Here is a 14,735-nt window from a genome sequence, read left to right on the forward strand (position 1 = left end):
ATGCTTACCGCTGATATTACCGCGCAACCTAATACCACCACTGGCGGTGGCCGCCGATGGATGTACCCGGTTGTGCGTAAAGGTAAGCTGTACCGGTACCGCAGCCTGTTAAGTTATATTTACCTGGTGTTATTTTTTGCCGGACCATTCATCAGCATTAGCGGGCACCCGCTGTTGCTGCTTAATGTGCTGGAGCGCCGCTTTGTAATACTGGGGCAGGTATTTTGGCCGCAGGATTTCTTTTTATTTGTATTGGCTATGCTGGCCGGCCTGGTGTGCATCATACTGTTCACCATAGCGTTTGGCCGGTTGTTTTGTGGGTGGATCTGTCCGCAAACCATTTTTATGGAGATGGTTTTCCGTAAGATAGAGATATGGATAGAGGGCGATGCCAAAAAGCGCCGCAAGCTGGATGAAGGCCCGCTTAACAGCGAAAAGCTGGTTAAGAAATCATTAAAGCATGCCATCTTCATTGTGTCGTCGTTTTTGATAGCCAATACTTTTTTGGCATACATTATTGGTAAGGATGCATTAATAAAAATCATTACTGAGCCGGTTGCTATGCACTGGTCGGGCTTTGTAAGTATTTGTGTGTTTGCCGTGGTGTTTTATTTGGTGTACAGCCAAATACGGGAGATTGTGTGTACCGTGATCTGTCCGTACGGACGGCTACAAGGGGTATTGATTGATAAGAGCACGCTGGTGGTAGCCTACAATTTTTTACGTGGCGAGCCGCGGGGCAAGATCTCCAAAAAACAGGATCAAACCCAAAAAGGCGATTGTGTGGATTGCGGTTTGTGTGTGGATGTTTGCCCTACAGGCATTGATATACGCAAAGGTACCCAACCGGAATGCATCAACTGTACCGCCTGTATTGATGCCTGCAACCAGGTGATGGACAAGATCAACAAGCCGCTTAACCTCATCGGGTTTTACTCCGAAGAAAGCATAGCCCAAAAGGAGCAGCCAAAGTTTAACAGGCGTATGGTTGCTTACAGTGCGGTTATTGTGGTGCTGCTGGGTGTGCTTACCTCCTTTGTACTTAAACGCAGCGCGGTTGATGTTACCATACTACGGTCAGCAGGGATGCTGTACCAGGAGCAGCCGGGCGGTTACATCAGCAATATTTATAATGCCGAACTGATCAACAAAACCAACACTTCGCAACAGATCACGTTGGTTACTGATGATACCGATATCAAGGTAAAATACATTCAGGCCCCGGGTACCTTAAAGGCCGAAAGCGAGGGCAAGGCGGTTTTCTTTTTAATGATACCGGCCGACAAAATAAAAAACGCTAAAACTGATATTAAAATTAAAGTGATGCGGGGTAATGAAACACTCAGCACTATATCAACAGCATTTATAGGACCAATTTATGGAAGCGATTAAAAATTGGAATTGGGGCAAATGGCTGGTTACCGGTATGGTAACCTTTATGCTCTTTATCATCTGTATGGCGGTTTACATGTTAAGGCAGCCTGCTGATGATTATGATAACAGCTATTACGAAAAAGGCCTGGCCTATAACAACGAATACATCCGCCAAAAAAATGTGGAGCAGGATCATGCGCAGCCCATTATAAAGGTAGAGGGCAACGCCATGAACATACAGTTTACCGGCGAGGCAAACGGCAAACTAACATTCCTCCGCCCATCAGGGCAACGGTTTGATAAGGCTATGGATCTGGCTACTGGCGCGGGTGGTTTGTTCAGCATACCATTAACTGATTTTAAGCAAGGGCGGTGGCAATTGGTTATTAACTGGCAGCAGGGCAACAGGCAATACCTATACAAGCAAGAGATCACCTTACCATGAGCGACTGGCAGGTAGCGTTTTTTATAGGCCTTTTCGGCAGTGTGCATTGCATCGGTATGTGCGGACCGTTAATGCTGGCCGTGCCTTTTAAAAGGCGTTCGGCATGGCTGCTTGCTTTTGATAAACTGCAGTACCAATTGGGCCGTACCATAAGCTATGTTGTTCTCGGTTTGATTATCGGGCTTATAGGCAAGCAAATATGGCTGGCCAACATCCAGAACGGGTTGAGCATTGTAAGCGGTATACTCATCATATTGGCGGCTTTATCCCGCTTAATTAAACACTCATTTAAAAGTACAGGCATCGCCATAAAGTTGATGCAGCCGTTTAACAATATGCTGGTATGGGCATTGAAAAACCGTGCCGGGCATTTAATTACCGGTATGCTTAACGGCTTGCTGCCCTGTGGGTTTGTTTACCTGGCGCTGGTAGGCGCTGTTAACACCGGTACGGTTTTAAATTCAGCCGGGTTTATGTTTTGGTTTGGAATGGGCACCCTGCCGCTGATGTTCGCTGCCGCGCTTGGCAGCGGTTTTTTCACCGTATCATTAAGGCGAAAGTTGAATAGGGTGATACCATATTTTATGCTATGCCTGGGGGTATGGTTTGTACTGCGGGGCTTAGCGCTTAATGTGCCTTACCTTAGTCCGCCTGCAATGGATGCACCCGCATTATGCAAATAAAAAATGTGCGTAAGGTCACTTTTTGTTATGATGGCTGTCATGGTGCAGGTACGCGTTTATCCACAATTTTGAATTGTAAACAAAACGATAAATGTTATGGCAACTATAAAAACAATAACCCCGCATTTTGTAAGTGATAACCAACCGGCAACCCTGCATTTTAACTTGTGGGCTAAGTTTAATGAGTTTGCCGACGCGCAAAAAAGCAACCAAACCTTATGGTTTTTTTTAGTACTGATGGTGCATGGCGTGGTGTTTTTACCCATCCCGGCGGTACTGAGCTACTACTTTGACGGCTCTGCCGCGGTGTTAGCCGTAACCATGATCTGCTTTTTTGCAAACCTGATCGCCAATATGGCCGGTGCCGGTATACGTACCGTGCTCAAGCTGTTCGCGGCCAGTATTTTAATTCATGTGGCAATGATCATCATTGTAATAGTTTAACAAACAGGATTTAGTGTGGATGAATAAAAAAGCGGTTATCAGCCGCTTTTTTTATTGAATAATAATTGATTTAAATAACGATGCATAACTTTCATATCCCCGTTTTAGGGCTGGCCTTTTCCATTGATACACCGCTTAAAGTAGCTCGCTACGGTATATCCTCCACGGTTTCAATAGTTGATGATGAATTAACAGAACGTATGCGCGAGTTTCATATCCGCGAGCATAATGATGAGTATATATCCATCCATAAAAACGAACACGATCATCGTGCCCGGCGCATAAGGGCGTACCTTGATATGCTGAATACCTATGTTGCCCGGCAAATGGTAGCGCTAAAACAGCAGCCATTTGGCCGGGGTTACGATATTGACCGTTATTTTGATATGCTGCCCGATGGCTCACTTTTAAAGCAAAAATATGCTTTGATGCAGCACACCCATGATGCCGAACTTAAACACAAACTGGAGCAGCAACTGCGTAACGAGATGCAGCCCGGCAGCATCGATGTAAATATTATGGCTAAGGTTGATAAATTGAACTTTGATAAGGACGGCCACAGCACCGGCGAGGTTAATACCGATGCTTTAGCCGCCATGCGTGGTTTTGCACAAAGTGGCCTGAATGCCTCGGTCATACTATCAGCCGGCATGAACCCACGGTTGTATAGTTACCTTGAGGAGTTCCGTGATTTTTTTCCGGATGCTGATGGCAACATCCGCAAGCGGGTGATACTGAAGGTGAGCGATTACCGTTCGGCATTGATACAGGCTAAGTTTCTGGCCAAAAAAGGTATCTGGGTGCATGAGTTCCGTATCGAATCGGGGCTGAATTGCGGCGGACACGCCTTTGCTACCGATGGCTTACTGCTTGGCCCCATTTTGCAGGAGTTTAGCGAAAAGCGGGAGGAAATGTTTAACGAGTTGCAGGCCATGTATCTGCACGCACTGCATGGTAAAGGCTACAGCGCTATCAACAATCCGTCAACACGCATCAGTGTGCAGGGCGGTATAGGCACCGCTGCCGAAAATAGCTTTTTGCTGGAGCATTACGCGCTTGATGCCACCGGCTGGGGCAGTCCGTTTTTGCTGGTGCCCGAAGCTACCAATGTTGATGAGGAAACATTGCACCAATTAACCCATGCACAGCCGGATGACTTTTACGTGAGCGCGGCATCGCCGCTGGGCGTGCTGTTCAACAACTTTAAACCTGCAAGCATACAGCAGTTGCGGTTAAAGCGCATTATGGCCCATCGCCCGGGCAGCCCATGTACTAAAAAGTACCTGTGTACCAATACCGAGTTTACAGCCGAGCCTATCTGTACGGCATCGCGCCAGTATCAGCATTTAAAAATTGAACAGCTTATGGCCGCTGACCTGCCCGGAGATGAATTATACCGGCAGATACAGGAAGTGACCGAAAAAATATGCCTTTGCGAAGGACTGGCAGTATCGGCATATATTAAAAACAACCTGCTAAAACCCCGAGAAAACAAGGCGGTAGCTATTTGCCCGGGACCGAACCTGGCTTATTTTAAGGCCACATACTCGCTGGATGAAATGGTAAAGCATATTTACGGTAAGCTTAACCTGCTTAAAAATGTGAGCCGCCCCAACCTGTTCATTAACGAGCTTAACCTTTACTTGGAGTACCTGAACAAGGAGGTTGCCCGCTCGGTAAATAATATGACTGCCAAAAAGGAGAAATACCTTGACAAATTCAGGCAGCAGCTACAGCAGGGTATTGATTATTATAAGGCGCTGATACCGCAGATAAGCAACCAAACCCGCGAGTATTTGCAGGAGATGCAAACCATGCTACACACTTGCGAAGCGCAACTGAATGCCATAGTATAAACACAAAAAAAGCGGCCAAAAGCCGCTTTTTTAATTGTTAATTGATTGGGTTTGGGTTTTATTATATGTTTTATCCGTTCATGCTGAATAGTTGGGTTGATGGTTTATTTTGCCATATCTTTTCATCAAACGCCATACATATATTGCGTAAAAAGCGTTTGCCAAGCGGCGTAACTTTCAGGCACCGGGAGTTCAGTTCTATCAGGCCGTCATGCAGCAATGGCTCCAGCCGTTCAATGCTGTTCAGCAAACCCACAGATGGTTGGGCATCATGATTCCAGCAGGTTTGGCCCTTGCACATAATGTTCAGTATATGGCGGCGCAGCAGCATATCCTCGTTGGTAGATTGATGCAGTTTGATAAGCGGCAACCGGCCGGAATTGACAAGGTCAAGATACTCATCTATTTTTTTAGCATTCTGCGCGTAAGCATACCAGGAGTCGCTTATGGATGATACGCCAAGGCCGACAAGTAATTGGGTGTACTGATGCGTATAACCCATAAAGTTGCGATGCAGGCTGCCATTTTGCACGGCATGATACAGGCTGTCGGTACCCAGGGCAAAATGATCCATCCCAATATCGTGATAACCAATATTGGTGAACAGTTCGCAGCCCAGGTCGTACAATTTACGTTTCAAAAATGCATCGGGCAGATCCTTATCGGTGTAGCGGCGCTGGCCGGGTTTTATCCAGGGTACATGGGCGTAGCTGTAAAAAGCAATACGATCGGGCATCAGCAGGGCAACCTGTTGCAGGGTATCCGCCATGCTTTCTACGGTTTGCAAGGGCAAGCCGTATATCAGGTCGTAATTTACGGAGGTGTAGCCGATAGCGCGTGCCTCAACGGTTACTTTTTTTACCTGTTCAAAGCTCTGTATGCGGTTGATGATGAATTGCACCTTCGGGTCAAAATCCTGAATACCGAGGCTCAGCCTGCGGAAACCCAGATCATACAAAGTTTGCAAATGCTCCATCGTGGTATTACCCGGATGTGCCTCAAAACCAAATTCAGCATCCGGATGAATTACCGCATCATCAAGTAATCCTTCAATCAGCACCTGTAAATTTTGCGGACTAAAAAAGGTGGGGGTACCCCCGCCCAGGTGAATTTCCCGTATTACGGGTTGCGCATTAAATAGCGCTTTATACATGCCCCACTCCTTCAGTACAGCCTCAATATAAGGCAGCTCAACACCATGGTTTTTGGTAATGCGGGTGTTGCAGCCACAATAGGTGCACAGGCTTTCGCAGTAGGGTAGGTGTACATACAGGCTGATACCATCGTTGTGGTTAGTTTTCACAAATGATGCCTTTACGTCATGTTCCCAGTCAGCAGCATCAAAAGGTACATTATCCCAGTAAGGTACGGTAGGATAGCTGGTGTAGCGTGGCGCGGCAACATTGTATTTATCGGTAAGTGCTTCGGGTACGGGCATGGCTTAACATTTTAGGCGATGGTTTTAACAGGTATAATTTCGGCACGGCAGTTATTGGCGCAGGCACAGGCATTGCCGGTACATTTGTTTTGCTGCCACAGGTCGAGGTTTTTGATGGTTTGATCGCATATCTGCTGCAAAGCCTCATTGGTTAAAAATGCCTGGTGCGGTGTAACAATCACATTAGGATGAGCCATTAAACGGGTAAGCAGGTTATCCTTCTGCGCATCGTGTGTATGATCCTGGAAGAACAGACCTTTTTCGTTCTCATAAACATCTAACCCTAAATAGCCTATTTGTCCTTTGGTAATTGCCTGCAAGGCGGCCTCGGTATCTATCAACCCGCCGCGTGAAGTGTTAAGCAGCATAACGCCCGGTTTCATTTTGGCGATGCTTTGGGTATTAATAATGTGAAAAGTATCCGGTGTGAGCGGGGCGTGCAGTGATATAACGTCAGATTGCTTAAGCAATTCATCCAGCGATGCAAACTCAATATCGGGCAAGCGGTCGGGTTTGCTTACATCATAACCAATAACACGGCAACCCAGGCCTTTAAAAACAGCGGCTGTTGCCAGGCCGATATGTCCCAAACCGATCAAGCCCACGGTTTTGCCATAAAAGTTAAAACCGATCAGGTCATCCAGCTTAAAATCAAAATTAAGGCTGTGCCGGTGGGCTGTGGTAATATGCCTGCTAAGTGCAAGAGCAAGCGCCAGCGTGTGTTCAGCAATGGCTTGCGGTGAGTAGATGGGGACGTTGGTCAGTTTAATACCCCGTTCACCTGCGGTAATTTTATCAATATGATCGGTACCTACCGAGCGGGTGGCGATATATTTAATACCCATATCGGCCAGTTTATTGATAACCGGTGCTGAGGCATCATCATTGGTAAATATCACCACGGCATCCTTGCCTTGTGCATAGGCCGCCGTTTCAATACTTAAAGGATTGGATATAAGCGTTATATCATGCTTTTTTTGATTGGACTTTGCCAGAAATTCCTTTTCAAAAGCTTTTATACTGTAGGCTACAACTTTCATCTGTTAACTGCTTTGCTACAAAGGTAGGCTTGCGGTTACAGCTAAAACATGCGTGCCGTCAGCACAAAAAATGATATTCGTCAGTTTTTCATTTTTACAAGGCGGTTCATATCCAGTATGGTAATCTGGCTGCCTTTTTTTTCTATTGATCCTTCCTCCTTAAAATCGGTAAGGGTACGGCTAACCGTTTCAGTAGCCATGCCTGCCATAGCGGCCAGCTCATCGCGCGATACTTTGAACTGTGCCGGATCAGCCGATTGTTTGCTCAGGCGGATAAGCACCTGCGCCAAACGCTTGCGTACCGAGTTGTAAGCCAGTTCAATTAACTGTTCCTCTTTTCCGCGTACGTTATTGGCCAGTATGCGGATGAATTGCTGCCCGACATCAGGATATTTGTTGAGCAGGTTAAGCGTCATATCCCGGGGCAGCAGGCATACCGCCGAGTCTTCAACAGCCTCGGCGGTATCGGTGTAGTTTTCATCTAACAACAGGGCATGTATGCCCAGGTAATCATCAGCACGATACAGCCCCGTAAGCAATTCGCGGCCATCCTCGGCCATTTTAATGGTTTTTACACTGCCTTCCAGCACCAGGTATAAGCCTTGCGGGGCATCGCCATCATAATATAATATTTGTTTTTTCTTGATCTGACGCACTTTTCTGCCCGCTATCATGCCCTTTAATTCGGCCAGGCCCTGCCCGTTGCCGCTGGCCAGTTTTTCAAGCTTATCTATCGATTTGTTGTAGTATTCTTCCTGCCGCTGCTTCTTTTTCAGGCGCGATTCAATGGCGTTCAGCAACTCAATATCATCAAAAGGTTTGGTGAGGTAATCATCGGCACCCATCTCCATACCTTTCCTAAAGTCTATACGCTCAGCCTTGGCGGTCAAAAAGATAAATGGCGTGCCCGCTGTATCGGCGTTTTTACCCAGCATGTACAATACGCCGTAACCATCCAGCTCGGGCATCATAATGTCGCACAGTATCAGGTCGGGCTTATGCTGAAAGGCCAGGTCGATACCGGTTTTGCCATTATTGGCCTGTAAAACTTTAAAGCCGCTAAGCTCCAATATCTCGGCGGTACTCTCCCTGATGTCGTTGTTGTCTTCTATGATCAATATGGTTGTCATGCTTTTACAGGAAATGCTAAAGTGAATGATGTACCCTGGTTTATCTTGCTTTCAAAGGCAATTTTTCCGTTCATCAGCGCGGCATACCTTGCCACAATGTTAAGCCCCAGGCCGGTACCCGGTATGTTGCCGGTATTGTGCGCCCTGAAGAAAGCTTCGAACAAATGTTTCTGGTCGCTTTCGGGTATGCCGATGCCGTTATCTTTTATAACGATGATGAGCTCGTTATCAGTAAGCTCGGTATTGAATTCGATAAAAGTATGCTCGCCGCTGTATTTTATGGCGTTACTGATGAGGTTGATAATACAGTTGCGCAGCAAACCCTGGTCGAGGCTTACCAAGCTGGTGGTGCCGGTATGCTGATAAACTATGTTTTGCGCCTCTTTGGCTATGAGTTGCATCTCCTCGGTTATCTCTTCGGCAAACTTTACCACGTCAAACGGGGTAAACACAGGCTCAACCTTCCCGGCTTCCAGGCGCTCAAGCGACAAAAAATCATTCAGGATGCTGGTTAAATTGCCTATTGATGCCTTTATTTTGTTGATGTGCTTGGTAATGTTGGGATTATCAAACTGCGAGGCATATTTCTCGATCAATACGGCCGAAAGCTGAATTGCGCTTAACGGTGTACGAAACTCATGCGATGCCATGGATACGAAGCGGCTTTTTAGCTGCCCCAGCTCTTTTTCTTTTTCAAGAGAGAGGCTAACCTCCTCTTTGGCTATTTGCAGGGCATCAACTGTTTGTTTTAGGGAGAGCGTACGCTCCTCAACCTGCTGTTCAAGGTTGGCGGCATATTCGCGCAGGCGGTCTTCGGCTTCCTTTTCGCGGCTCATATCATGTATAAAACCGGTATATATTTTTCGGCCGGAGTACTGCACTTCGCTCACCGCCAGCCTGAAAGGGAATACCGAACCATCTTTACGTAAGCCCTTTACTTCGCGGCCAATTCCAATAATGTGGGGCTGGCCGGTATGTTGGTAACGGTGAATATAACTATCGTGCTGCTCCCTGTCGGGCGGGGGCATCAGCATGGCAATGTTGTGGCCAATCACCTCTTCTGGCTCGTACTGAAACAGCTTGCATGCCGATGGGTTGATCGACTCGATCCTGCCGCGATCATCAATGGTGATGATACCGTCAATAGCGTTTTGAATAATAGCGTTTAACAGGGCGGCGTTCTCCATGCGGTTAAAATATGATATTGCTCACAAATATCATAATAAGCAAGGTTATCCTGAAATGATAATGCTCAGCCCAAAAAGTGACCACGGTCATATTTAGATTTTAGGCATTCCTTAAATATGTTAATTATCGCCTATTACAGGGTAATATAATGCCATATTTTTTGGTTAGCCTGTTTTATCTTTAAAGAAAAAATCTCATGAAAAGAAACCTTATCATCGCAGCGCTTTGCTTTTTAAGCATAGGAGCAAGCGCAAAAAACAAAACTGACAAACACCGCAAAGCAATAAAGCCAGCCTGTACCGCTACTGTAACCAAAACCGGTACAGTAACGTATTTTTGTGAAGCTACAGGTGTAACAACAACATATAATATTTCACTGTCATGCTCCAGAACAAGCGAACAAAGCTGTGATAAAGCCAGTAAATTAGCTACTGAATGTGTAGAAATCAATTATGCTATAGCAGAAGTTATTAAGCTGGCAGAAATGGAAGATGCTTGCACGCCATTGTAATATAAAGGCACAAGCCGTAATTGTGCTTGTGCCTTTTATATATATAAAATCAAATGTTTATATACCTGATTTTTATGAAAAAAGCTATATTAAATGTAAAAATAATTTTTACATTTTCTTTTTTTATTCTTTCGATGAAGCTGCAGGCACAGAATATTAGTGCACGATATACTATAACTAAAAATGTATCTATTACAACCGGCGACAAAAAGAAGGAAGTATCTTTAAATTTAACAGGCAACTACTATCGCAAAGGGAACCGATATATTTTTTGGGAACAGGCTGACTATTTGAGTAAATATCAACAAGGAACTATATCTGTTAATATTGATAACGATTATTATATCTATAACTTAAACACCGATACTATTCAGGCACTTTATTATCATGACTATGACAGCCTGATCGTAAGGTACGGATTAAATACAAACGTTAAACAACCTAATGGGCTAAAGCAGCCCATGCGAGAAAATCCCTTTGAAAAAAATTATTCATTACCCTGGGTTATTTCGCAGGAAACAAAAATTATAAAAGGATTTAAATGTCAAAAGGCTACAGACAGGGACCAATGGGTGGTATGGTTTTGTCCTGATATACCGGCCGATGTCAGCCTTCATCGCCTGCGCGGATTACCCGGTTTGGTTGTTGAGGCTTATTCATTACCTACCAATGAAACCTTTTTGCTTACGGATTATAAACTGACAGCGAATATTGATGATAAGGTATTCGCTCGTAACGAGCTAAAAGGTCCTTTCAAAAAAGGTGCCCTACTTAAAAGTTTAAAAACCACCCCGGAAAAAACAAAAGCAGAAAAGCAACAGGAATTACTGAATCAAAATTAGTGATATTTAAAAAACTGCTGATCGTATTCGTTCTGTTCGTTTCAGGGCCTACTCTGAAGGCGCAAACCTGCACACTTAAATTCAGTGTGGTTGATACGGCTAATAATTCCATTCAAGATTATAATATTAAGATTAGTGGTAATGTAAGTAAGGTGATTTATCTCTTTTCATCCATTAATTCAGCAAATTATTATCTTAAAGATATTAAAACAAAAGCCGAGGATGATAGCCTGCATATCGCTGTAAGCCACGTTTCATATCAGGATACGGTTGTAAAGGTACCCATAACTAAAACAATAAATGTAGGTGCCATTAAACTCCATTTAAAAAACTATTCCCTTAACCAGGTGCAGGTAAAAGGGCCGAGTGTATGGCAGCAGGGCGATACAACCAATTATCGTGCTGATGACTTTAAGGAGGGCGATGAAAAAAAGCTAAAAGATGTATTAAAAAGCCTGCCAGGTTTTACTGTAAAGGATGACGGCTCATTGTTGTTCAGAAACAAGCGTGTTGGTAAAATTTTTATTGACGGGCAGGAAATCTTTGCTGATAATATCAGTTTACTCCTTAACAGTTTTCCGTCGGGCGTAATTGAGTTGGTTCAGGCCCAGGAAAATCAAAACAATAACCGTTTGCTTAAAAAAATTGGCGGCACAGAAACCTCTATAAATTTAACATTGAAAAAGGGCACCTTTAAAGCTGCTTTTGGTGACTTTGAAGCCGGAGCAGGGCAAAAGGGACGGTATAAGGTTACACCGGTAATATTTTCAATAAGTAAACAAATTAAGGGAGGATATATTGGTAATATAAACAGCCTTGGCGAAGGTATAGGATGGTCAATGTTGCGAAACATAAAAGGTGGGCAGGAGTATGAAGCCGAAAGGCTTTTATCACCTGATCAAACACCCGATCCGGTTAAAAACCTGCCCGAGCGCTATTATTTAAAAAACAGGTTGTTTGATAACCGGCTTGATCTGAGTACCAAGCTATCTGACAAGCTTTTGCTTAAAACTACCATTACCTCTATTTTTGATCGCCAAACACAGGGCACAGCCAGCAGCTTTAACTACTTTACCGGCTCCGTATATTCAACCCGTTCCGAAAGTAAGTACATTGAATTCAAACCGTCTATATTCAATTTTGGACAGGTTTATGATTATGGCATCAATGACAACAATACGCTACAGTTTAAAATAAACTTATTTGTTGACCGTAGCAAAAGTGTAAGTTCTTCAAAATTTGATGAAAATAATATAGCGCAAGCAATAAATGGCGCTATCAATAAAAACTGGTATAGTCCCACCTTGCAGGTTACACATACTCATTTAACAGCAGATAACAAGGCAGTAGTAACTTCTTTTTCATTTAACAGGCAATGGATACAGGAAAACGGAATGTTTTATTCAAAACAATGGCCACAAATATTTGCAATACCCGACTCGTTGTATAATAATCTTAGTCAACTTCCCCGGCATAGCACAAATAACTGGAAACTGCAGCAATCACGTTTTTTTAAATTTCGGAAATGGTCTGTTAATACGTTATTTTCAATTACCCATTCACAATTGCGGCTTGCGCCTAATTTGATCGTAAACGATTCTTTGAACTCTAATGCAAGTATTGCTCCTGCTTTTGTAAACAATTCCGGCACTTATAAATCAAGCAGTGTAACGGGGCAGCTTAACGGACGATATAAATACAGTAATAAACGTCAGCTATCATATAGAATTACCTTCGGGCTGAACAGGTTGCAACGTACCGAAGCGTTATCAGCACGTACAAACTTTTACCCGGAGTTTAACATGATCCTTTCTGGTGCTACAAACTTCTTGAAAGAACTAAACGATTATCTTACTATAAGTTATGATTATGTTCCACCGCAAGTTTATGAATTGTTTAGCATTAATTTACCCCAATTGCCCTCATTGATCCGACGAAATGCTGCTAACCGCCCCGGAATTAAATCATTTACCGCAAACTATTCATTCTCGTTATTAAAAAAGCAGGACCTATCATCGTTAAACATTAATACGTTTTATACAAGATATTTTAACAGTCCGGTTTTTGCTGTGGGTTATAATAATTTCTTGCCAATTATAACAGATTCTGTGGTTAATGATGGCAGAAATGAGTACGGCTTATCAGGTAATTTTAAAGTCCCATCTTTAGCACTCATGGCTGTAATTGAAATGGATGCCGGCTTTTCATCTGCTTCTTATTTTTTTACCAGCAATACCAGGATAGCACAGGGTACAAATTATCAGTTGAGCTTTAAAACATCTTTAAAAAAAAGCTGGCACAAAATGTATTATATAACATTAAGCGGTACCTATTCAGAAACAATTAACAGAAGTAGGGGGATAGCCACAGCGTCACTGCAGTACAATCGTTTCGGTACTCTTATTGGTGCAGTAAAGCAGCGATTGGTTTATAGTAAAAACTTTAGCGCCATTTTTAATGTGCAATTTGCAAATACCGGCCTATATGCCGACCGGCAAAAAGGTAGTTTTCTTTTGCTTGACAGCGAACTGAATTATAAGTTCAAGGCAACATCGCCGGTAACAATTACGCTGATAGGTGAAAACCTTACAGATCAAAGATATTATAACATAGCAAGTAACGGTGTAGCAAGCCAGTTAGTGAGTGCGATACCCTTGATAGGACGCAACTTTTTTGTTTCAGCAAAGTTTGTATTTTAAGTTGTTTGCCAACGGCTAATTATAGTATTGTAAATGTGATTAAAGATGCTTAACCTGAAAAGTGACCGGGAACATATTTTCCAGACTGAGCATGCGTGGTGCTTAAATAACCACATGCATCAATTGATATGATGTAGGATTGTAGCCCGTATATTGTTTAAAAAAGCGACTAAAGTGCGATGGGGTATCAAAGCCTAATTTATCCGCTACATCTTTTATTGACAGGTTTGCCGATACCAGCCAATGCCTGGCCTCGTTAAACAGGCGTTGATGAATATGATGCAGCGGACCAAGACCTGTTTCGTTCTTAACCACCTCGCTAAGGTATTTGGCGCTTACGGCTAATTTGTCGGCATACTCCTGCACGGTGCGCTTGGTTAAATAATGCTCATCGGCCAACTCCAAAAATTGTTTGGTTAACTGCACAGCGCGATTGTTGGCGTGCCCCACTACCGGTTGCTCGGTGCAAACACGGTAACCTTGCAGCATCAGTTCAATAAAGGTAAGGTATGCCATCTGCTCGTGAAATATGCGGGTACCATAAAGCTCCTTTTCCAGCTTATCAAAAAGTTCGCGCATCATCCTTAGCCGCTCGGCCGATAGCTCACAGTAGGGTGTAACCCTTTCGCCGGGCGTAATTATTTCAAGTATACCCGCTTGTTTAATCAGGCTGCTGCTTAATAATTTTTTATGGAATGACAGTATAATGATCTGTATACCGTCGGCACTATTCTGATAATCCGGTATTTGTGCGGGTGGGAGCAAAAGCATGCTTCCCGCGGTAAAGTTATGTATCAGGTTGCCTGCAATAATCTCGGTATAACCCTGCTTGCCTAAAAGCAGGTGGTAATGCGTTTCGTGGTAGTGGTGTTGTGCGTTTTCATTGGTATGGTGATGTATGGTCATCAGCTCATCCAGATGGCTTTTTACTTTAACGGCCTGATTATCGCCCGGCGCTATAATAGCGTGTGCGGCATCAGGTAATTTGGTATCAACAAAGTGATCTGTAAGGTAGCTTTGTTTCATATATATTATTTAGCTCAGCAAAAGAAGCGAGTAATACGCATATAAGTGGTAAGCGAATT

13 protein-coding genes are annotated in these 14,735 nt (G+C 43.8%); 8 read left to right on the plus strand and 5 right to left on the minus strand.

Features of this window, described 5'->3' with window-relative positions; translation table 11 throughout:
• The 5 genes from ccoG (at nt 1) to LJ707_RS06270 (ending at nt 4,802) form a co-directional block, all read left to right on the plus strand.
• On the plus strand, nt 1-1,392 hold the full coding sequence (ccoG, locus tag LJ707_RS06250; protein ID WP_228949953.1) for a cytochrome c oxidase accessory protein CcoG: 1,392 nt from the start codon (nt 1-3) through the stop codon (nt 1,390-1,392).
• On the plus strand, nt 1,379-1,819 hold the full coding sequence (locus LJ707_RS06255; RefSeq protein ID WP_228949954.1) for a FixH family protein: 441 nt from the start codon (nt 1,379-1,381) through the stop codon (nt 1,817-1,819). The genes ccoG and LJ707_RS06255 overlap by 14 nt, the downstream gene beginning before the upstream one ends.
• Nucleotides 1,816-2,502, plus strand: coding sequence for a sulfite exporter TauE/SafE family protein (locus tag LJ707_RS06260; protein WP_228949955.1), 687 nt, complete (start codon nt 1,816-1,818; stop codon nt 2,500-2,502). Before LJ707_RS06255 ends, LJ707_RS06260 begins: the two co-directional genes overlap by 4 nt.
• A gap of 96 nt (nt 2,503-2,598) precedes the next feature.
• On the plus strand, nt 2,599-2,946 hold the full coding sequence (locus tag LJ707_RS06265; protein ID WP_228949956.1) for a hypothetical protein: 348 nt from the start codon (nt 2,599-2,601) through the stop codon (nt 2,944-2,946).
• 80 nt (nt 2,947-3,026) lie between these two features.
• A complete protein-coding gene (locus LJ707_RS06270) occupies nt 3,027-4,802 on the plus strand; it encodes a hypothetical protein (RefSeq protein ID WP_228949957.1) in 1,776 nt (591 codons plus the stop codon).
• A 70-nt stretch (nt 4,803-4,872) separates the two neighbouring features.
• Here LJ707_RS06270 and hemN read toward each other — a convergent pair whose 3' ends face one another.
• The 4 genes from hemN to LJ707_RS06290 all read right to left on the minus strand — a co-directional run bounded on the left by hemN (nt 4,873) and on the right by LJ707_RS06290 (nt 9,597).
• On the minus strand, nt 4,873-6,240 hold the full coding sequence (hemN, locus tag LJ707_RS06275) for an oxygen-independent coproporphyrinogen III oxidase (RefSeq protein ID WP_228949958.1): 1,368 nt from the start codon (nt 6,238-6,240) through the stop codon (nt 4,873-4,875).
• Nucleotides 6,241-6,251: 11 nt separating this feature from the next.
• On the minus strand, nt 6,252-7,280 hold the full coding sequence (locus LJ707_RS06280; RefSeq protein WP_228949959.1) for a 2-hydroxyacid dehydrogenase: 1,029 nt from the start codon (nt 7,278-7,280) through the stop codon (nt 6,252-6,254).
• An 80-nt stretch (nt 7,281-7,360) separates the two neighbouring features.
• The gene (locus tag LJ707_RS06285; protein WP_228949960.1) at nt 7,361-8,410 is read right to left on the minus strand and encodes a response regulator; all 1,050 of its coding nucleotides are present in this window, start codon (nt 8,408-8,410) and stop codon (nt 7,361-7,363) included.
• Nucleotides 8,407-9,597 (minus strand): PAS domain-containing sensor histidine kinase, encoded by a 1,191-nt coding sequence (locus tag LJ707_RS06290; RefSeq protein WP_228949961.1) that lies wholly within the window; start codon nt 9,595-9,597, stop codon nt 8,407-8,409. Before LJ707_RS06290 ends, LJ707_RS06285 begins: the two co-directional genes overlap by 4 nt.
• A gap of 197 nt (nt 9,598-9,794) precedes the next feature.
• Between LJ707_RS06290 and LJ707_RS06295 the strand changes: the two genes are divergently transcribed.
• The 3 genes from LJ707_RS06295 to LJ707_RS06305 all read left to right on the plus strand — a co-directional run bounded on the left by LJ707_RS06295 (nt 9,795) and on the right by LJ707_RS06305 (nt 13,650).
• Entirely contained in the window at nt 9,795-10,109 is a 315-nt protein-coding gene (locus tag LJ707_RS06295; protein WP_228949962.1) for a hypothetical protein, read from the plus strand.
• Nucleotides 10,110-10,183: 74 nt separating this feature from the next.
• Entirely contained in the window at nt 10,184-10,951 is a 768-nt protein-coding gene (locus tag LJ707_RS06300; RefSeq protein WP_228949963.1) for a GLPGLI family protein, read from the plus strand.
• Complete coding sequence (locus LJ707_RS06305) at nt 10,951-13,650, plus strand: hypothetical protein (protein ID WP_228949964.1); 2,700 nt, start codon at nt 10,951-10,953, stop codon at nt 13,648-13,650. The genes LJ707_RS06300 and LJ707_RS06305 overlap by 1 nt, the downstream gene beginning before the upstream one ends.
• A gap of 102 nt (nt 13,651-13,752) precedes the next feature.
• Here LJ707_RS06305 and LJ707_RS06310 read toward each other — a convergent pair whose 3' ends face one another.
• Nucleotides 13,753-14,676 (minus strand): helix-turn-helix domain-containing protein, encoded by a 924-nt coding sequence (locus tag LJ707_RS06310; protein WP_228949965.1) that lies wholly within the window; start codon nt 14,674-14,676, stop codon nt 13,753-13,755.
• Nucleotides 14,677-14,735: the final 59 nt, after the last annotated feature.

This window comes from Mucilaginibacter sp. UR6-1 (genome assembly GCF_020880975.1).
Classification (GTDB): domain Bacteria; phylum Bacteroidota; class Bacteroidia; order Sphingobacteriales; family Sphingobacteriaceae; genus Mucilaginibacter.